At 34.0% G+C, this 19171-nt stretch carries 17 protein-coding genes; 4 read left to right on the forward strand and 13 right to left on the reverse strand.

What is annotated here, in order from left to right; translation table 11 throughout:
- Window positions 1–11: 11 nt before the first annotated feature.
- The 4 genes from F5ESL0230_RS04105 to msrB form a co-directional block, all read right to left on the reverse strand.
- Entirely contained in the window at window positions 12–1736 is a 1725-nt protein-coding gene (locus tag F5ESL0230_RS04105; protein WP_122021700.1) for an ABC transporter ATP-binding protein, read from the reverse strand.
- A gap of 73 nt (window positions 1737–1809) precedes the next feature.
- The gene (locus F5ESL0230_RS08625; RefSeq protein WP_255409268.1) at window positions 1810–1938 is read right to left on the reverse strand and encodes a hypothetical protein; all 129 of its coding nucleotides are present in this window, start codon (window positions 1936–1938) and stop codon (window positions 1810–1812) included.
- Between the two features lie 156 nt (window positions 1939–2094).
- On the reverse strand, window positions 2095–3684 hold the full coding sequence (locus F5ESL0230_RS04110) for a type I restriction-modification system subunit M (RefSeq protein ID WP_122021701.1): 1590 nt from the start codon (window positions 3682–3684) through the stop codon (window positions 2095–2097).
- A 193-nt stretch (window positions 3685–3877) separates the two neighbouring features.
- On the reverse strand, window positions 3878–4309 hold the full coding sequence (msrB, locus tag F5ESL0230_RS04115) for a peptide-methionine (R)-S-oxide reductase MsrB (protein WP_090092018.1): 432 nt from the start codon (window positions 4307–4309) through the stop codon (window positions 3878–3880).
- Window positions 4310–4458: 149 nt separating this feature from the next.
- Between msrB and F5ESL0230_RS04120 the strand changes: the two genes are divergently transcribed.
- Both F5ESL0230_RS04120 and tpx read left to right on the forward strand, forming a co-directional pair.
- Window positions 4459–5646: an aminotransferase class I/II-fold pyridoxal phosphate-dependent enzyme gene (locus F5ESL0230_RS04120; RefSeq protein ID WP_122021702.1), complete on the forward strand. Its 1188-nt coding sequence runs from the start codon at window positions 4459–4461 to the stop codon at window positions 5644–5646.
- Between the two features lie 85 nt (window positions 5647–5731).
- Window positions 5732–6226 (forward strand): thiol peroxidase, encoded by a 495-nt coding sequence (gene tpx, locus F5ESL0230_RS04125; RefSeq protein ID WP_122021703.1) that lies wholly within the window; start codon window positions 5732–5734, stop codon window positions 6224–6226.
- A gap of 55 nt (window positions 6227–6281) precedes the next feature.
- On the opposite strand, the gene F5ESL0230_RS04130 is transcribed toward tpx, so the two are convergent.
- The 6 genes from F5ESL0230_RS04130 to prmA form a co-directional block, all read right to left on the reverse strand.
- Window positions 6282–6782, reverse strand: coding sequence for an NUDIX hydrolase (locus tag F5ESL0230_RS04130; protein ID WP_122021704.1), 501 nt, complete (start codon window positions 6780–6782; stop codon window positions 6282–6284).
- Window positions 6783–6888: 106 nt separating this feature from the next.
- Window positions 6889–8736, reverse strand: coding sequence for an aspartate--tRNA ligase (gene aspS / locus F5ESL0230_RS04135; RefSeq protein ID WP_122021705.1), 1848 nt, complete (start codon window positions 8734–8736; stop codon window positions 6889–6891).
- A gap of 4 nt (window positions 8737–8740) precedes the next feature.
- Entirely contained in the window at window positions 8741–10027 is a 1287-nt protein-coding gene (hisS, locus tag F5ESL0230_RS04140; RefSeq protein ID WP_122021706.1) for a histidine--tRNA ligase, read from the reverse strand.
- 275 nt (window positions 10028–10302) lie between these two features.
- Entirely contained in the window at window positions 10303–10740 is a 438-nt protein-coding gene (gene dtd, locus F5ESL0230_RS04145; RefSeq protein WP_122021707.1) for a D-aminoacyl-tRNA deacylase, read from the reverse strand.
- Entirely contained in the window at window positions 10740–12980 is a 2241-nt protein-coding gene (locus F5ESL0230_RS04150) for a bifunctional (p)ppGpp synthetase/guanosine-3',5'-bis(diphosphate) 3'-pyrophosphohydrolase (protein ID WP_122021708.1), read from the reverse strand. The genes dtd and F5ESL0230_RS04150 overlap by 1 nt, the downstream gene beginning before the upstream one ends.
- Window positions 12981–13394: 414 nt before the next feature.
- Window positions 13395–14339, reverse strand: coding sequence for a 50S ribosomal protein L11 methyltransferase (gene prmA / locus F5ESL0230_RS04160; RefSeq protein WP_122021709.1), 945 nt, complete (start codon window positions 14337–14339; stop codon window positions 13395–13397).
- Window positions 14340–14398: 59 nt separating this feature from the next.
- On the opposite strand from prmA, the gene F5ESL0230_RS04165 reads away from it, so the two are divergent.
- Both F5ESL0230_RS04165 and F5ESL0230_RS04170 read left to right on the forward strand, forming a co-directional pair.
- On the forward strand, window positions 14399–14908 hold the full coding sequence (locus tag F5ESL0230_RS04165) for an aminoacyl-tRNA deacylase (protein ID WP_118896533.1): 510 nt from the start codon (window positions 14399–14401) through the stop codon (window positions 14906–14908).
- Between the two features lie 115 nt (window positions 14909–15023).
- A complete protein-coding gene (locus F5ESL0230_RS04170; RefSeq protein WP_122021710.1) occupies window positions 15024–15968 on the forward strand; it encodes a sugar-binding transcriptional regulator in 945 nt (314 codons plus the stop codon).
- On the opposite strand, the gene citX is transcribed toward F5ESL0230_RS04170, so the two are convergent.
- The 3 genes from citX to F5ESL0230_RS04185 form a co-directional block, all read right to left on the reverse strand.
- Window positions 15961–16503, reverse strand: a complete 543-nt coding sequence (gene citX / locus F5ESL0230_RS04175) for a citrate lyase holo-[acyl-carrier protein] synthase (protein ID WP_122021711.1) — start codon at window positions 16501–16503, stop codon at window positions 15961–15963. The genes F5ESL0230_RS04170 and citX overlap by 8 nt on opposite strands.
- Before the next feature lie 223 nt (window positions 16504–16726).
- A complete protein-coding gene (citF, locus tag F5ESL0230_RS04180; protein WP_122021712.1) occupies window positions 16727–18265 on the reverse strand; it encodes a citrate lyase subunit alpha in 1539 nt (512 codons plus the stop codon).
- Window positions 18255–19169, reverse strand: coding sequence for an aldolase/citrate lyase family protein (locus tag F5ESL0230_RS04185; protein ID WP_122021713.1), 915 nt, complete (start codon window positions 19167–19169; stop codon window positions 18255–18257). Before F5ESL0230_RS04185 ends, citF begins: the two co-directional genes overlap by 11 nt.
- Between the last annotated feature and the right edge of the window lie 2 nt (window positions 19170–19171).

Raw genomic sequence — 19171 nt, forward strand, 5'->3', positions numbered from 1 at the left:
TCTCCTTTTAATTATTTTTCAACTGCTAATATTTCTTCATTAACAAATTGTTTATATTTAGGAACCAATTGCATCAACTCTTGGTGGGTACCACTGCCGGTAATTTGATGATTATCTAAAAAATAAATTTTGTCTGAATCAACAATTGTCGATAAGCGATGAGCAATGACAATTAAAGTCGTCTGGTGATTAGCAAGCAACTCATTCAAAGTATTAGTAATAATTTTCTCCGAATCGGGATCAAGGTTAGAAGTTGCTTCATCTAGAATTAAAAAATTGGCTTGGCGCAAGTATGCGCGAGCAATCTGTAATCTTTGCCTTTGACCACCCGACAAACCGATTCCTTGTTCACCAACTAAAGTTTGTAAGCCATTGGGCATTTTTTGCACATCTTCTAACAAATTAGCCTTGTCTAGGGCGGCCCAAATGTCACTTTCTTCAGGAATAGCAGTCAAACCAAACGTTAAGTTTAAATAAATTGATCCTGAAATAATCGTGTTTTCTTGGGTTACTACGGCAAACAAATTACGCCAAGTATTTAGATCGTAGTTAGTAGCACTTACTGAATTTAATAAAAGTTGTCCTTCATTTAATTCATACAATCTAGTTAATAAATTAATAATTGTTGTTTTACCAGCACCAGAGGGACCAACTATTGCTATTTTTTGGCCACTATTAAAACTTAAAGAAATATTTTGTAAAACCGGTTCCTTTTGATATGAAAAAGAGGCATTTTTCAACGTTAAACAACTATTCTTAGCAAACAATATTTGAGAATTAACTTGATAAACACTTTTTTCTCCTGGTGTATTCAAAATCTTATTTAATTCCAAAGTAGCCCCTTTAGCTTGCTTGTAACTGGTATAAAAATTACCCAACATATTAATTGGCTCAATTACCTGAAAGAGATAAATTAAAAAGGATACTAAGGTGCCAATACTCAAACTAGCCTGCTGTACACGAATACCACCATATATAATAATTAAAAGAATAATTCCTAAAGTAAAAACTGTTTGAATGGGACCTACAATTGAAAATATGCAATCAGTTTTATTTGAAACTTTAAATAATTCAACTACTACCTGCTTAAAATTTAACAAGACTGGGCGATAAGCATTATTCAGCTTAATACTGCGGATATTATATATGTTTTCTGTACTTTGACCAGAAAGTTCACTTAATTTATTCTGGGTAGTGAGCGACAATTTTTCACTAATTTTTCCAATTGGATATGCAATTAAGATAATTAGTGAAAAAGATAAGACAATAAATACCGTCAATTGCCAATCTAAATGAAATAAAACAATGAATGATCCTAGCACTGCAATTAAACTATTAATGGTGGCTGGAATACTACTAGTCATAAAATCTTGAACTACTTCAGCATCATTAATTAAATGACTAGAAAGTTGACCACTTTTTTGATTAGTAAAAAAGCTCATAGGCAAAGTAAGTAACTTTTGCTCAATTTCCATTCTAACTTCAGCAATTTTTAAATTTCCGGCCACACTGATCAAGTATTGGCAAAAAGCACTAATAATTGCACTAAAAATAATGGTTAACACGATTACCGCAGCTAAACGAAAATTTATATGGGCGCTTATGTGCGTTTTACCGTCAATAAATTGTCGCACTATTAAAGGTATCAAAACCTCAATAAAGGTACCTAAAATCCCTAAAATAAGCCCTAAAATGAACTGCCAAGAAACTGCATACAGCTTTATTTTCTTATTCATAAATCTCACATTCTTTTACAATTAATAAAGACATATCTCATGACCAAAGATATGTCTTTATTAATTTATTTACTTAAAATATACCAAAGAAAGTATGCCCGCAAATTAACGACTTTCGTTTTTTATTATTGTATTTACTATGTTTTTGATGCTTGACCTTCTTCTTTTGTAGGCCAAAAATATGCCGCATTAATGAATCCATGTAATCGCTCCCTTTCATTGATATAATAGCATATTTGTCAAATCGATTAAATATTGTTTCTTCCTTTTTTGAAAAATCCTTTATTCTTTATTTGAATTATTTATAATTGATGTACTAATTTGATTAAAAAGCTAATACTTGCCACTATATAAAAACTCACTGGTCCCTTTTAATCTCTAAGACTTTTAAGTCTTTAGCAATTTTAGCTTCTAGTGCAGCGATGTCTTTTTTATCTTGGACCAATAATCTATCGATTTCAGTTAAATCAATTTTTTTATTTTCAGAAGTAGTAATATATTGTGAAACATTTAAATTATAATCATTAGCACGGATTTCTTCGATAGACGCTAAATAAGCATATTGTGGCATGGCTACACGTTTTTGATAGGTCTTGAAAATTTTATCAATGTTTTCTTGAGTTAAATAATTTTTCATTTTACCTTTAGCAAATTCTTTTGAAGCATCAATAAAAAGAATATCTTTGCTAGTACGCGTCTTTTTTAATACCAAAATAATCATTGGCCTTATGCCCTCATAAAATAGATTAGGCGGTAGCCCTATTACAGCATCGATCTGATTACCATCTGGATGCTCAACCAAATTTTTGCGAATTGTAGCTTCTGCAGCACTACGGAATAAAACTTCGTTAGGAAGAACAATCGCCATGATTCCCTTTTCGTTTAAATGATAAAGACCCTGTAAAACAAAAGCAAAACTAGCCTTAGTCCGGGGAGCCAATTTGCCATAATTACGAAAACGGGGATCTGTTAACTTATTTTGGTTATTATTCCAAGATTGAGGATCTGGTGGATTAGCCACAACCGCATCAAAGGTACGTGGATAATCAATTTCTTTAGTATTTGGTTCGGCCGGCCAATCGTTTTCGAGCGCATCAGTGTTGAACAATGTCATATTAGTAAATAAAACATGGTGCAACATTAAATTTATTCTAGCTAAATTGTAAGCGGTCAAATTTGCTTCTTGCCCATACAACTTGACAATTGCTGAGTTATTATCATTTGCTAGCGCTGACAAAATTGAACCTACCCCACAACTAGGATCATATACTGTGAACGATTGGGTTGCTTTAGGTAAATCTGCTGTCACTATTTTAGCTATTAATTTTGCAACTGCCGGTGGTGTGCAAAAAGTAGCCCCCTTCTTACCAGCTGCATATTTGCTAATTAAACCAGTAGAGATATCACCAAGAATATCTTTACCAGCTTCATCTTGATAATCAATACTATCAACTAATTTGACAATCTTCGCTAAAGACTTCACTCGTTCATTAGCTGATGACCCCAGGTAGGAATCGCCTAAGTTAAGATTACTAAAGATCCCCTTGAAGGTTTGACCTGCCGCTTTAGATAGTGCAGCATTCTTATCAAAATTAGCAAAAATAGTTTGATAGTCACTTAGATTTACTTGGCCCTTGTCAATTTTATTTACTAATGACTGCCAAGTGTCAAGTGGCGCAATGGCATAACCAAGATTTGAAAAGATATCCTTAAGATAAGCATTTAATTCAGCACCGCCTGCTTGTTCTAGGTAAGCTTCATTAATTGCTTGGCCTTTCTTAACATTTATAGCACTGCTACTAACAAGATACTGTTCTTGTTGTTCGGACAAGTAACGATAACATATGAAGGCTAAAATATAATTTTTGGATTCAGTTGTATCCGTATTAGTCTCTAGCTCATTGGTCAGTGTCCATAACTGGGAACTAATTGTCTGTAATTTTGTCATTATTCTTCCTTTCTCATGTACCCATTTAGCGCAATAGTACTTTTTGCTTTTGAAGATGGACTATTTGCTATTGCCTCATACTAATTAGCTTATCAAGTTTTTAGAAAATGTTAAATTAAGAGAGCTAAAAATAAAAAAGCATCTAATTTATTAAAGAAATCGATTTGCTTTTTTATACTTTACATAATTATTATTATTTAAAAAGTTTGCGATATTCGCCATATCCCTCTTTTTCTAATTGATCAAAAGGAATAAATTTTAAAGCTGAAGAATTAATACAATAACGTAAGCCTCCTTGATCTACAGGACCATCGGTAAAGACATGTCCTAGATGAGAGTCAGCCTCAGGACTCTTGACCTCGGTGCGTTCCATATTATGAGACTGATCACGATGATAAACTAGTTTTTGAATTGGCTTAGTAAAGCTAGGCCACCCACAACCAGCATCGTATTTGTCTTCACTCGAAAATAACGGTTCCTTAGAAACAATATCGACATAAATTCCCTTTTGGTAAAAATCATCATATTTACCCTTAAAAGGATAATCGGTAGCCCCATGCTGCGTCACTTCGAATTGCTCTTTGGACAAATGCTTTAATTGCTGCTTTTTTTGTTCTTGATCCATTATTGTCACTCTCCTTAAATAACTATCATAAATCTATTTTTGAACAACCGAAAAATTAATTGCTAAATTAATATTAATTTAAATATTCTTAAAGCGACTACTGCGTTATAATTGTATCTATATCAAAATTCAAGAAAGGTTCTTTTATTATGCCAACTCTAGCAAATAATTTATCTGATACAATTAACAAAAGGATTGAAAAATTACCTAAATCCGAAATTCGTTCATTTAGTCAAAAAATATCTCAGATTCCTGGAATAGTTAAGTTAACTGTCGGTGAACCCGACTTGAACACTCCCGACCACATTAAGCAAGCCGCTATAGATGATATTAACCGCGATGACTCACACTATGCGCCAGAAGCTGGTAAAGAAGAATACTTAAATGCAGTAAGTGATTATCTCAAAAAGAGTTTAGGCGTGTACTATAACCCCAAAAATGAAATTTGTGCAACTGTCGGAGTATCAGCAGCCTTAAATGTTTCCTTTATGGCTATCCTTAACCCCGGTGATAAAGTAATTGTTCCTACACCTGTTTGGGGGGTCTATTTTGGTATTATAAAAATGGCTGGCGGCGTACCTATAGAAGTAGATACTTCTGCTGATAATTTTATTTTGACTGCTGCACATCTAGCAAAAGTTATGGAAAATGAAGGAAAAGGAGCAAAAGCAGTCATTTTAACTGATCCATCTAATCCGACCGGACGAGTTTATGCTAAAAAAGATTTAAAAGAGCTAGCAAAAGTTATTGTCGATTATAATTTATTTGCCTTAAGCGATGAAATTTATGCCGAATTAATTTATGCTCAGAAAAAGCACTATTCGCTTACACAAATTATTCCAGATCGGACTATCCTTCTTTCAGGATTATCTAAAAATTTTGCCATGACTGGTTGGCGAATTGGTTATATTGCAGCGCCAAAAGAAATTATGCAAACAATCTCCAAAATCAATTCCTTTATGATTACCTCAGTTACTGATAATGTTCAAATTGGGGCAGCAGAAGCTATCAGTCATGGTGAACAAGATTATATCGAGGCCCGAGCAATTTATGAACGCAGATTACACATAATTCAAACAGGTCTTGAAAAAAATGGGTTTACAATGGCTACACCTGAAGGCGCATTTTATATTTTTGCTAAAATTCCAAGTAAATTCGGTACAGATGATGTAGCTTTTGCTACTGACTTAGCCAATAAAGTTAAGGTAGGAGTAATTCCTGGTAGTTACTTTGGGGCTGGTGGTCAAGGATTTGTACGTTTATCCTATGCATCATCTGAAAAATGTTTAAGAACTGCCGTTGAGCGCATTACAACTTACGTAAATGAGCAGCTTTAAATAATTAGCAAGCATTTTATTTTGGTCCAGTTCAGTATATAGTTTAGACTTTAGAGTAAACAGTTTTAAAGAAAGAGTAAACAAAATGCAAATTACAAGACTAAGTACCCCATTATCGACTAATGGTCAACCACCAAAAGTTGGCGAGATATTACCCGATTTAAAAATTGAAAAAGCTGATGGATCTATCGTCAACTTGTCAGAATTAATTAACAAACCCACTTTAATTAGCGTAGTACCCGATATTAATACTAGTGTATGTAGCATCTCAACCAAGCACTTTAATAGTGAAGTTGACAAATACGACAATATTAATTTTTATACCATTTCAACTAACTCACCCAGTGACCAACGTAACTGGTGTGCAGCAGAAGGAGTAGTAAAAATGGAATTACTCTCTGATGAAAAATTTGATTTTGGTAAGAAGATGGGACTATTTATTGAAAAAATGGGACTTGATTCACGAAGTATTTGGATTATTGACACTAACCAAAAAATACTTTATCAAGAATTAATTGTGGAAATGACGAATGAACCAAATTATGATGCAGCTTTAGCATTCTTAGATACTTTAAATTAAGCAAAGAAAAAGGCAACTAGGTAAAATACTAGTTGCTTTTTGTTTAAAATCTTGTTTAAAAAACTGGTCGTTGTAAAACTTGCCAAGTAGAAAAAGTTTGATCTTCTAAATTCATTTGCTCAGGATTGATGAGATACAATTTAGCCCACATAACTAAAGGAGAAGCATTGGTGAAACTGAGCTTTTTCAAAGGTACGCGTACTGCTCCTAATGAGTCTTGACCATCAAATTGGCTAACCTCACCTTTTAATTGCCCGACAGCTTTTTGAATATTATAAAAAACGCAGAAGTGCTGGTTAAAATGCCAATTTTCATAGTCCCAAGGATATTTAAATGATGTAATCCCTAATTGTTGATAAACTTGAACTAATAAGCCGGTCTCTTCTCTTATTTCCCGTAGTATAGCTTGATCCAGCCCCTCTCCATCCTCTAAACTACCACCCGGTAAATCATAACGATTAGTGTATGGACCACCATTCTTTTTAATGACAACAAGTTCGGACTGATTACCAATTATTCCATAACAGCCAAAGGCATAATGATATTTTCTAAGCATTGTTTTGTTTCCAATCGCTATTAAATACATTATGAAAATAAGCCACAAAACTAGAAGGTTACATCAAACAGTCAGTTTTGCAGCTTATTTTCTTTAAATTTATCTATTAATTTTCATCCCAAGAAGTATTTTTAGCAGCAGTTTCTTCTGCTTGTTGCTTAAGAGTTGTTTCAATTTTAGCTACACTTTCGTGATACTGTGCTTCAACTTCAATCCCCAAGTCAGCTAATTGCTGCTCAGCAACTGGAGCAGGTGCGTGCATCATTGGCTCTGAAGCATTAGCATTTTTAGGGAAGGCCAAGACATCACGAATATTATCTTTTTCTGCTAGTAGCATTGCAAAACGATCTAAGCCAATAGCTAACCCAGCATGTGGCGGGAAGCCCATATCAAGAGCATCTAATAAGTAACCAAATTGTTCATATGCCCGTTTTTTACTAAAACCAAGTGCTTTAAGCATTTTTTCTTGAATTGAACGCTTATGGATACGAATTGAACCTCCACCTAATTCATCACCATTCATCACAATGTCATAACTACGAGCATGCGCCTTGTGCGGATCAGTATCAAGTAATTTAATTCCCTCATCATCCGGCATAGTGAATGGGTGGTGAGCCGCAATCCAACGACCTATGCCTTCATCATATTCAAATAGGGGCCAGTCAACTACCCAAACAAAATTAAAGACATGCTTAGGAATAATATTGGTCTCTTTAGCAAATTCCCGGCGTAAATGATCTAATGAATCACAGCAGACTTTCCATTTATCAGCTATAAAGACCAATAACTCACTACCTGTAAGAGAAAATTCTTTAATTAGGGCAGCTTGATTTTCCTCATTTAAAAAGCGCGCAATTGGTCCATTAAATTCCCCATTTTCAAATTTAACCCAAGCTAAACCCTTAGCGTGGAAACGTTTAATGAAATCTTGTTTTTTCTCAATTTGTTTGCGCGAATAAGTCTCAGCGCCGTTTTTAACCGCAATCCCTTTAACAAAACCGCCCGCACTAATTGCATTAGAAAATACTTTAAAGTCACTATTTTTAAAAATTGGACTTAAATCATGAATTTGCATGCCAAAGCGAAGATCAGGCTTATCAGTACCATAATTGTTCATTGCTTCAGTCCAAGTAATGCGATCAATTGGCGTTTTTAAGTCAATCCCCATGACATCTTTCATAACTTTCTTTAATAGTCCTTCAGTATATTCTTGCACTTGTTCTTCATCAGTAAAGGACGTTTCCATATCAATTTGGGTAAATTCTGGTTGACGATCGCCTCTTAAATCTTCATCGCGGAAGCATCTAGATAACTGGTAATACTTATCAAAACCTGCTCCCATTAACAATTGTTTAAATAATTGAGGTGACTGCGGCAAAGCGTAGAAACTACCTGGATAAATTCGCGAAGGAACTAAATAATCTCGTGCACCTTCTGGTGATGATTTTCCTAAAATTGGTGTTTCAATATTAATGAAACCATTTTCATCAAAATATTCATGCGTTGCCTGTAAAATTTTCGAACGTAAAATAAGCGCTTTTTGTAAGCTGGGGCGCCGCAAATCTAGATAACGATATTTTAGCCTAGTTTGCTCGCCTACTTCAATATTATCTTTAATTTCAAAAGGTGGATTTTGTGATTTATTTAAAATAATAAGTTCTTGCGCATTAATTTCAACTTCTCCTGTTTTCATTTCTGGATTAATGCTTGAACGCTTAACTACCTCACCTTTAACTTGAATAACATATTCATTACCAAGTTGATCAGCAAGGTGCATCAATTCTTGGCCTGAGTCATGATTAATGACTACTTGAACTAGACCTTCACGGTCACGTAAATCAATAAAAACTAAATTACCTAAATTACGAACTCGTTGGACCCAACCATATAGATTAACTTTTTGACCAATATATTTAGCAGTAATATTACCACAATAGTTTGTTCTTTTTTCCATAATTTTAATCCTTTAAATGTTCTAAGACTGAATGCATATTTGCTAAATCACTTAACAGCAAATCAATTTTTTGTCCATCAGCTAAGCGTTTAATATTCAACTTACCCTCGGCTATTTCTTTAGCTCCGATAGTAATTACATATTTGGCCTTAACTCGATCAGCTTTTTTAAATTGCGCTTTTAACTTCTTTTGATCAACGTCATATTGAACCCTAAAACCTTGCTTACGTAACAAACGAGCAATTTCAACAACTTTAATTTCAGTCTCTTCACCAATATTAGTAATAAAAAAGTCAATTCCTTGATCAGTAAATAAGCCTGGGTTTTGTTTTTGCAAAACTAGCATTAAGCGTTCTTCACCAATACCAAAACCAACTGCTGGGGTTGCAGGACCATCAAATTCTTCAACTAGGTGGTCATAACGTCCACCACCAAGAATCGTTGTAGCCGATTCCCATAAACTAGCATCTTCAACCATAAATTCAAAGATAATCCCGGAATAATAATCCAGCCCTCTAACCAAATCATTATCAATTACATAATGGATATCTAACTGGTCCAGCATCTGAATAATTTGATTAAAATTATTTTTAGAAGCTTGATCTAAATAATCAATAATTTTTGGTGCATTAGGTAAAAATTGCTTATCTTGTTCATCTTTAGAATCTAAAATTCGGAGCGGATTTTTCTCTAAACGTCGTTTAGAATCATCGGAAAGCCGGTCTTTTAGGGGCGTAAAATAGTTAACTAGTGCATCATGATAACTTTGACGCACTTGACTATTACCCAAGGTATTAATGTGTAATTCATAATTTTTAACACCAAGTTTAGCCAATAAATCGTTAGCTAGAACAATGGTTTCAACATCAGCTAAAAAATTACTTGAGCCGAAACTTTCAATGCCAATTTGATGAAATTCTCGCTGCCGCCCAGCTTGCGGGCGTTCATAGCGAAAGGTGGACTCAATATAATAAACATTAAATGGCTTAGCCATTTCTGGAGCATAAAGCTTGTCTTCAACATATGCTCGAACAACGCCAGCTGTTCCTTCTGGACGTAAAGCAATGTGACGTCCACCCTTGTCATTGAAATCATACATTTCTTTTTCAACTACATCCGAAGTCTCACCACTTGATCGAGAAAATACCTCATAGTTTTCAAAACTTGGTGTTCTAATTTCTTGATAGTTTGCCTGTTTGAAAAAATCACGCAATATTTGTTCAACTTTTTCCCATGAACTGGATTGCCCTGGCAATATATCAACTGTTCCTTTAGGTTTTTGCACTCTCATCTAATCATCCTTTTAATCTAAAAAGCGCCCTTGAATTAAATCAAGGGCGCTTCGAATTAGCACGGTACCACCTTTTGCCTGCTGCGATTAACGCTCGCGAAACGTTTATTATCTGTTAAAGGGGTCACAGTTAGCTCATTATCTGTCCTTGCACCATAGATAGACAGTCTCTGAAATAAAATTGCTAAGCTTCATTCTTTGTCATTGATAATTCTTTTTTAGCTTATATTTTTACTAGCAAAAAGTCAACCTGTAGTATCATTTTGCACCAATTTTTACATATCTAATACAATCGTGAACGGACCATCATTTTCTAAATCAACTTTCATATCCGCTCCAAACTGTCCTGTTTCAACCTCTAAGCCCAACTTTTCTAATTCATGATTAAAAGATTGCCATAATTCAGCAGACTTTGGTGGTTTCATGGCTTGAACAAAGCTAGGACGATTTCCCTTTTTGGTATCTGCTAATAGAGTAAATTGACTTACACTAAGAATTTTTCCATTAACATCCTTAATTGCCAAATTAGTCTTACCACTCTCGTCTTCAAAAATACGCATCTTAGAAACTTTGTTTGCAGCTTTTTGAATAATTGCTAAGTCGTCCCCCTCACCTATACCAACTAATAAGAGTAGCCCTTGATTAATCTTACCAACTATTTCCCCAGCTATTTTTACATTGGCCTGGTTAACCCTTTGAATTACAACTCGCATTAATTATCTGCCCTCCTTGTCTCATAAACATCAGGAATGTCTCTTAATTTAGTTAAAATACTGGCTAATTGACTTGAATTGTTCACAGCAACGGTAGCATAAATGTGTGCTATATTATCGTCATTAACTTTACCTGAAAGATTATCAATATTAGGCGTTAGTGCATTTAAGCGGTTGATTACATCACTAAGTAGCTGGGCTCGATTGTAACCAAATATTTCAATATTTGCATTAAATGATTGATTATTATTTGACTCAGTGCCTTCCCAAGAAACTTCTACTAATCGACCTAAACTATCATTATTGTTTACAATATTACGACAGTCATTGCGGTGAATAGTGACACCACGTCCCTTAGTAACATAGCCAACAATTTCATCGCCGGGAACTGGATTGCAACACTTGGCTAAGTGGAGCATCAAATCGTTAATTCCTTGGATAGTAACGCCATCGTTATGTTTTGACTTAAGTGTTGCAGCATCTAAACGACCGTTAACTGACTTGTTAGCAGCTTTTTGACCAGAGTTCAAAATTTCTTCTTCTAGTTGCTTTTGCTTTTTTTTCTCATCTTCACGGCGCAAATCAGATGTTAGGCGGTTAACAATACTAACGGCAGACAAATCGCCAAAACCAACTGCAGCATACATTTCATCAACTGTATGATAATTCAGTTGAACCAAAATTTTTGCAACATGCTCCTTATCCATAAACTCTTTAGGTGAAAGTTCCTGGCTACGAAGCTGTTCAGCAATCATTTGTTCCCCTTGAGCAATACTATGGTCGCGATCAAGATTACGATAATAACGACGAATTTTATTGCGCGCTCTAGAAGTCTTAACCATATCCATCCAATCGCGCGATGGTGTTGCATTGGTTTGGGTCATAATATCAATGACATCGCCATTTTTCAATTTATAATCAAGCGGAACTAGCTTTCCGTTAACTTTAGCTCCAACTGCATGGCTACCAACTTGAGTATGAATTTCATAAGCAAAATCTAAAGTAACTGCTCCCTTAGGCAATTCATATACTTCCCCCTTAGGCGTGAAGACATAAACTCGGTCCGAGAAAATTTCGCTTTTGACACTTTTCATGAATTCACCAGCATCTTGGGTTTCATCCTTTAATTCAAGAATTTCACGTACCATATCTAGTTTTTCATTTGAACTTGTTTGCTCAACCCCATTAAAGTTGCCCTGTTTATATGCCCAATGTGCTGCCACACCATATTCAGCTACATCATGCATATGTTGCGTTCGAATTTGTATTTCTAAAGGTCGCCCACCTGGTCCAATAATCGTTGTATGCAAAGATTGGTAGCCATTAACCTTCGGAACAGCGATATAGTCTTTAAAACGCCCCGGCATTGGCTTCCACTTCGTATGGACAGCTCCTAAAACTGCATAGCAATCTTTAACAGTTTGCACAATTACTCGTACAGCTAAGAGATCATAAATTTCTGCGAAATCTTTATGTTTGTCAACCATTTTTTTATAAATGGAATAAATATGTTTAGGTCGCCCATGAATATCATATTTAATATTTAAGCCGTCTAAACTTGCAGTTAGCGTGTTGATTGTGTCTTGAATATAATTTTCTCGTTCGCTACGCTTAGAATCCATTAAACTTACAATTTGATAATATGCCTTGGGATTTAAGTAGTGAAAACTCATATCTTCTAATTCCCATTTAATTGTTCCAATTCCAAGGCGATCGGCAAGTGGTGCATAGATATCCATTGTTTCAGAGGCAATACGTCTCTGTTTATCAGGGCGTAAATGCTCTAAAGTATGCATATTATGGAGGCGATCTGCTAATTTAACCATAATTACACGTAGATCTTTTGCCATAGCAATTAGCATTTTTCGATGATTTTCTGCCAAAAATTCTTGATGTGATTTATATTCATACTTATTTAGCTTGGTGACTCCATCAACAATAAAGGCTACATCTTTACCAAATTTATCTTTTAAATCATTATTAGTTACTGGAGTATCTTCCACTGTATCATGCAAAAACCCCGCTGCAATCGTGTCGGGATCAAGCCCTAGAGTTGCTAAAGTTCCAGCAACTTGAGTGGGATGAACAATATATGGTTGACCAGAAGCACGTTTTTGATTTTGATGCGCTTTTTGAGCAAAGTCATAGGCCTGCTTAACAAATGCTAATTGCTCCTCATTCATATATTTTTGACACGCATTGATTACTTCATCATATGTCATTTCTACGTATTTAGACATTTTAATCACCTTCAACTATATATTTGCTTATCCATTAAGCCAAAAATTTCAAAAATAAGATAAATTAAACCAAATAATAGATTATAATTTGCATATTTTAATAATACTATCAAACAAAAACATGTTGGTAAAAGAAGTAGCCAATAATGCTTTATATTGATAGTTTTAACCAAATTACCTACGTGATATCCGATGAAGCAATTAATTACAGTGAATAATAGTCCCACTCGCCAAATAACTGAAATTTTCAATAGACTAAAAATAAAAGGTAAAGTAACAACTAAAATACTCCACCAAATTACTGGCATTGGCTTATACTGGTTTATCTTGCGAATAAAAGATATTTGTTTGAACTTATCAATCAATTTAATAATTCCTTACTTAATTTAACTTAATTTCATATTATAACTCTTTTCAATTATCTTTTCGCGTAATTATTAAACCAATCCAGCGATCTTGCTTTAAAGTAAGGATAATTTTAAAACCATTTTGGTCAAGTGAATGGGCTACCTTATCCAATTGCAAATAATCTATTCCTGAAAAAATCACTTTTCCTGCTCGAGTTAAATGTTGATCTAATTGTGGAATTAGTTCAAGTAATATTTCAGCCAAAATATTAGCAACAATAATGTCAAACTTTTCATTAACATTTTGTAGTAAACTTGTTTTTTTAATATCGATATTAGTTAATTTATTCAAAGCAACGTTTTCTTGGGCAGCTGTAATTGCCTGATCAGATATATCAGTTGCCATTACCCTGTTTGCTCCTAAATAGGCAGCTGCAATAGCTAAAATTCCTGAACCAGTCCCGACATCAATAACAGTCTTAGGTTCAACCAACACTTGTTCAAGTCCCATCATTGCTAAACGAGTAGTTTTATGGTTACCGGTACCGAAAGCAAGACCTGGATCGAGTTTAATTAAATGTTGATCACTAAATTTAGCTTGATAGTTTTCCCATTCAGGAACAATGGCTAAGTGGCGTGAAAAATTAACAACATGGTAAAATTTTTGCCAAACACGATTCCAATCGCTATCCTCAATATAGGTATAATCAATTTTATTTAAACCGATGTTTAAACCGTATCCTTTCAATTCGACTAATTTATTTTTATAAGCATTAATTAATTGAACTTGACTTTGATCTGCTGCAAAATAAGCAGCAAATTCCATATCTTGTGGCAAATCAACAATTTCATTTAAATCTACAATAGTAGAATCATGCTTTGTATTTGCATCTTCAAAATCAGAACGTTTACGTGTTTCTGTACCCAAGCAATGAAGAATATCTTGACTAAAAACATTAAGTGCATCTTCTACTTCATGACTGGTTTCAATTTTAATAACTAGTACTTTCATGCTTAAACTCCCTTTTTATTTATCTTTTATCAATGCTATTATTTAAGAAGGTGATTTTTATGGTAAAGAAGAAACGACAAATTGAAAAAACATTGGTTGAAAAAATTTTAGATCAAAATAAAATTTTATACCAGCAAGCCCAATTCCCTACTCATTCAGATTCTGGTGGTATAGCACAAATGGATACTTCTATTCTAAACGAGAATGAACATTTAATCTATAAAACACTTGTCTGTTTAGGAAATAAGACTGGTGTCTTAGTTGGCGTTATTTCGGTAACGGAACATTTAGATATGAAAAAATTAGCTAAAGTATCTGGTAATAAAAAATGCGAACTTTTACCACTAAAAGATTTAGAAAAAACAACTGGTTACGTCCATGGGGCTAATACTCCCATCGGCATCTATTTTAATCATCATTTTCCCATCTATCTAGATAGTAGCATGATGCAAGAAAACAAAATTGCTGTTTCGAGTGGTAAAATCGGGCGTAGTGTGTATCTCAAACCCAGCGATTTAAAAAGAATTACAAATGGAACATTCTGTGACTTAATAAAAAATAAAAATTAACTATCTTATGTATATTTTAAAATTTATAATTTGATAATTTTTTAGCATTTTACCTTTAAATAAACAGCACTTTTGTAATACAATGTAAATTAAAATAAAAGATAGGGATTATAAAATGACATTATTAAGTGATGAACAGCTAGCAAATATTGCTCACGATTATTTTTTGAGCAATTTAAATATTGCAGATATTTCTAAAAAATATGATCTTTCGCGCTACTTAATTGATAAAGCGATTAATGAAGCTCGTGACAAAGGAATTGTTAAAATAAATATATATCAGCGGCCAAAAAGAGCACATAAATTAGAGCAAGAATTTCAAAAATTATTCAATTTAAAAGAAGCTTATATATTAGAAGACTTAGAAACAAAAAATCAAGATAATGAAATGATTGTTCATTATGCTGCTAAGCAAATTCAAAATTATATTAAACCAGCTCATGTAATTGGTCTGAGTTGGGGAACCTTAATTAAAGACATTATTGACAATTTTACTGAGAGTAGTCGTGAAGATTTGACCTTTGTTCAATTAGTTGGTCTAGCAGTCAACACTAGTAAACGAAAAAATCAATTAACCCAGCAAGCAGCTGAAAAATTCAATGCAAAATGTCTAAATATGCCTGCCCCACTTTATACAATAAATTCTAAATTAGTAAAAGAAATTAAAAAGGAACCATATTATGAATATATTGATCAATATTTCAAAAAAATAGATTTAATTTTTGCCAGTATTGGTACTGTTAAATCACTTGAATCTGGGAAATTTTTTATGGACTATTATTCTGATAAATTATTAAAAGATCTTGATTATAGTCAAATTGCTGGTGTGATCTTTGGCAGACCTTATGACATAAATGGCAATTTTTATCAGCCGATTGAATCACATATCTGCGGCATTAGCATGCAAAATATATTACAAATTCCTACTCGTTTCATCGTAGTTAAAAATCGTTTTAAAGATGATGCCCTATTAGGAGCTTTAAGAAGCGGCATAATTACACATCTGGTAACAACTAGTGGTATTGCCCAAAGAGTACTGCAAAAAGCAAACATTAACTAAATGTTTTTTTATATAAATTGCTGATATAATTTTGTAATTCTTGCACAGAATGACGTCTAGAGCGAGCACAATCTTTGGCTGGTCGCTTACATAAAAAACATTTTCTTCCAGAATAGCCAATTTCAGACCTTGATAAGGCCTGTTTTTTATTTTTAACTAAGACATCAGCATCAAATAAACGATTTAGTGGCGCAGAATCTTCAAATTCAATCGCTACTTTTTTAACTTCAATTTTATCTGCAGTTAAAAGATAAAAATTTTCACAACCTGCAGGTTGATTCTGACTTTGCAATAAAACAAAAGGTAATTTATTTTTAGTTAATGCTTGTTCAAGCTCAGAAATTCCTGCATAAAAAATATTTTCTAAATAACTGTTATTTTTTATTGGACCTGGAATATTTAATTTTATATCTAATAAAGTATCATGCGGATATTTTTGAAATATTTCTTGTTGTAGGTATGCTCGTTGATCTTTATTTTTTAAAACTTGATCAATACTTAATTTTTCCCCTTCAATAAAAATTGACTGATTCATTTCTTTCCTTTCAGATATATTCATAGTAAAAATCAACATATTAAATTAGACCGACTTACTTAATATTACTATTTTATTTTAGCTACTAAACAAAAAACCTAACATTTTTGTTAGGTTTTCGCTATATTGATGTTCCCAAATGAATTTTATTAAACATACTTAAATTTGTTAATTGAATTTAACTAAAATCGAAAGCTATTTTTAAAAATTTTTATGGCAAATTTTATTCTTTAACTTGCTTAATAGTATCAATGATTGAACCATCGCGGTATTGGATAAGAGCAACTGTATTGTCAGTATATTCCAGTGCCTTTGGGCTACCAACTTGCTGTTCAGCCATTTTTTGCAATTCTTTAATATCAATAATATTTAGATTTGTTACTTTACTAAAAGCAGCAAGTAAATCTGGCCGCTTTGGATTAATAGCAATTCCGCGTTCCGTTACTAAAACATCAATTGAATCTCCCGGAGTTACAACTGTTGCAACAGCTGGAACTACAGTAGCATTTCGACCACGAACAAGTGGCGCAGTAATAATTGTCATTTTAGCTGAAGCTGCATCTTGATGTCCACCGATTGCTCCACGAATAACTCCGTCAGATCCTGTCATTACATTAACGTTAAAGTCGGTATCAATTTGCAAAGCAGATAAAATTGCAATGTCTAAATTATTGACTACCGCACCTTTATTATGTGGATCAGCATACCAAGACGCATCAATTTCTTGTTGATCTTTATTCTTAGCCATTGATGCAGCAGCACCCTTGTCAAAGTCCTGCACATCCATAACTTTCTTAACTAAACCCTCATCAAGCAAATCGGTAGTTGGTTTAGTAATACCACCTAAGGCAAAAGATGCTGTAATACCATCATTAATCATTGATTGCCGCAAGTAGCGAGTAACAGCTAATGCTGCGCCACCTGATCCAGTCTGGAAAGAAAAGCCTTCTTTGTAGTATGGCGAATTAACAATTACTTGATTAACCATTTGAGCAATTTTTAATTCTTTAGGATCTTTAGTAAAACGAGTTGCACCGGAACCAATTTTATCAGCATCACCAATTTGATCAACCTTGACAACATAATCGACTTGAGTTTGTTTAATTGAAGCTGGTGTATTGGGATAATCAACAATATTGTCAGTTAACAATACTACTTTATTAGCATATTGGGCATCAATTAAAGCATAACCAAGTGAACCAAAAATAGCGTCTCCCTCTTGACCATTGGCATTACCAGCTGGATCCGCATTTGGCACTCCTAAAAAGGCAACATCAATCTTAATTTCTCCTTCTTCAATGGATCGAGCTCGGTTACCGTGTGAACGAAAAATAACTGGTTTTTTCAACCCACCATGAGAAATGAAATCGCCTAAACTGCCACGCATTCCTGAAGAAGTGATATCCGTAATCACTCCTTTTTTAATGGCTTCAATAACCTTATCGTTCATAATTCCGGTCAAAGAGGATGGGGCTAAGGTTAAGTTTTTGTACCCCAATTTAATAATTAAATCCATTACCTTATTAAAAGCAAAATCACCATTTCTAAAATGATGATGAAATGAAATAGTCATTCCATCTTGCACGGTTCTTTTAATTACTTCTTCAAGCGAATTAACGACTTTATCTGCACCAGTCGTAACTCGAACTTTAGGTGCTACCCTGTTTACTTCGGGATTGCCAATATCTACTGTTTCAAAAGGCTTTAAACCCATTTCTGACATTAGATTATCTGGTAAATTACGCTTTACTTTATTTTCCAATATAATTACCCTCTTCGTCAATCAAACTTGATGCCTTAGCTGTCTCAATTACCCGATTAGCTTTTTCAACAACTGGTTTATCGACCATTTTACCGTTCATTGAAATGACGCCGGAGCCTTTAGCCTTAGCTTCACGAATTGCACTCTGAACCGCCATCGCATTTTCAATTTCATCTTTTGTGGGATTGAAAACTTTATTGACCATCTCTATTTGCCGCGGATTAACTAATGATTTTCCATCATAACCTAATTCGTAAATATAATTGGTTTCACGATAAAACCCTTCAGGATCGTTCATATTTGAAAAAACTGTGTCAAAGGCATAAACATCCGCTGCTCGAGCAGCTTGTAAAACCATATTACGGGCAAATTCTAACTCACGTCCATCAGGATAACGACGCGTATGCATGTCCGCTGTATAGTCCTCTCCTGATACGGCTAATCCCATCATTAAAGAAGTTGCTGTAGCAATTTCAGGCGCATTTAATACTCCCTTCGCACTTTCAATTGCGGCCATAACCCCAATTGAATCTTTTTTAATATCATACTCTTCTTCAGCTTGTTCCATATCTTTAACTAGCTTTTGAATCATTGCAGCTGATTCAGTCTTAGGTAGTCGAATTACATCTACACCAGCACGAACCATTGCTTTGACATCTTCTTCATAAAATTGAGTATCTTGACCATTAATCCGAACTACAATCTCGGCTCCACCAAAGTCTACAGTTTTAATAGCATTATAAACTAGCATTCGTGCTGCATCTTTTTCTGTCAAAGAAACAGCATCTTCCAGATCGAGCATGATGGAATCTGCACCATAGATACCAGCATCCTTAATCATTGAAGGGTTGTTACCTGGAACAAACATCATTGTTCGACGTAGACGATTTTTTACATAAGTCATTG

The sequence above is a fragment of the Lactobacillus sp. ESL0230 genome, from assembly GCF_003692805.1.
Taxonomy (GTDB): domain Bacteria; phylum Bacillota; class Bacilli; order Lactobacillales; family Lactobacillaceae; genus Lactobacillus; species Lactobacillus bombicola.

What these genes read in the sequence shown, in the direction of transcription:
- F5ESL0230_RS04105 (WP_122021700.1), bottom strand. Translation starts at nt 1,736, where the DNA reads ATGAATAAGAAAATAAAGCTGTATGCAGTTTCTTGGCAGTTCATTTTA.
- F5ESL0230_RS08625 (WP_255409268.1), bottom strand. Translation starts at nt 1,938, where the DNA reads ATGGATTCATTAATGCGGCATATTTTTGGCCTACAAAAGAAGAAGGTC.
- F5ESL0230_RS04110 (WP_122021701.1), bottom strand. Translation starts at nt 3,684, where the DNA reads ATGACAAAATTACAGACAATTAGTTCCCAGTTATGGACACTGACCAAT.
- msrB (WP_090092018.1), bottom strand. Translation starts at nt 4,309, where the DNA reads ATGGATCAAGAACAAAAAAAGCAGCAATTAAAGCATTTGTCCAAAGAG.
- F5ESL0230_RS04120 (WP_122021702.1), top strand. Translation starts at nt 4,459, where the DNA reads ATGCCAACTCTAGCAAATAATTTATCTGATACAATTAACAAAAGGATT.
- tpx (WP_122021703.1), top strand. Translation starts at nt 5,732, where the DNA reads ATGCAAATTACAAGACTAAGTACCCCATTATCGACTAATGGTCAACCA.
- F5ESL0230_RS04130 (WP_122021704.1), bottom strand. Translation starts at nt 6,782, where the DNA reads ATGCTTAGAAAATATCATTATGCCTTTGGCTGTTATGGAATAATTGGT.
- aspS (WP_122021705.1), bottom strand. Translation starts at nt 8,736, where the DNA reads ATGGAAAAAAGAACAAACTATTGTGGTAATATTACTGCTAAATATATT.
- hisS (WP_122021706.1), bottom strand. Translation starts at nt 10,027, where the DNA reads ATGAGAGTGCAAAAACCTAAAGGAACAGTTGATATATTGCCAGGGCAA.
- dtd (WP_122021707.1), bottom strand. Translation starts at nt 10,740, where the DNA reads ATGCGAGTTGTAATTCAAAGGGTTAACCAGGCCAATGTAAAAATAGCT.
- F5ESL0230_RS04150 (WP_122021708.1), bottom strand. Translation starts at nt 12,980, where the DNA reads ATGTCTAAATACGTAGAAATGACATATGATGAAGTAATCAATGCGTGT.
- prmA (WP_122021709.1), bottom strand. Translation starts at nt 14,339, where the DNA reads ATGAAAGTACTAGTTATTAAAATTGAAACCAGTCATGAAGTAGAAGAT.
- F5ESL0230_RS04165 (WP_118896533.1), top strand. Translation starts at nt 14,399, where the DNA reads ATGGTAAAGAAGAAACGACAAATTGAAAAAACATTGGTTGAAAAAATT.
- F5ESL0230_RS04170 (WP_122021710.1), top strand. Translation starts at nt 15,024, where the DNA reads ATGACATTATTAAGTGATGAACAGCTAGCAAATATTGCTCACGATTAT.
- citX (WP_122021711.1), bottom strand. Translation starts at nt 16,503, where the DNA reads ATGAATCAGTCAATTTTTATTGAAGGGGAAAAATTAAGTATTGATCAA.
- F5ESL0230_RS04185 (WP_122021713.1), bottom strand. Translation starts at nt 19,169, where the DNA reads ATGACTTATGTAAAAAATCGTCTACGTCGAACAATGATGTTTGTTCCA.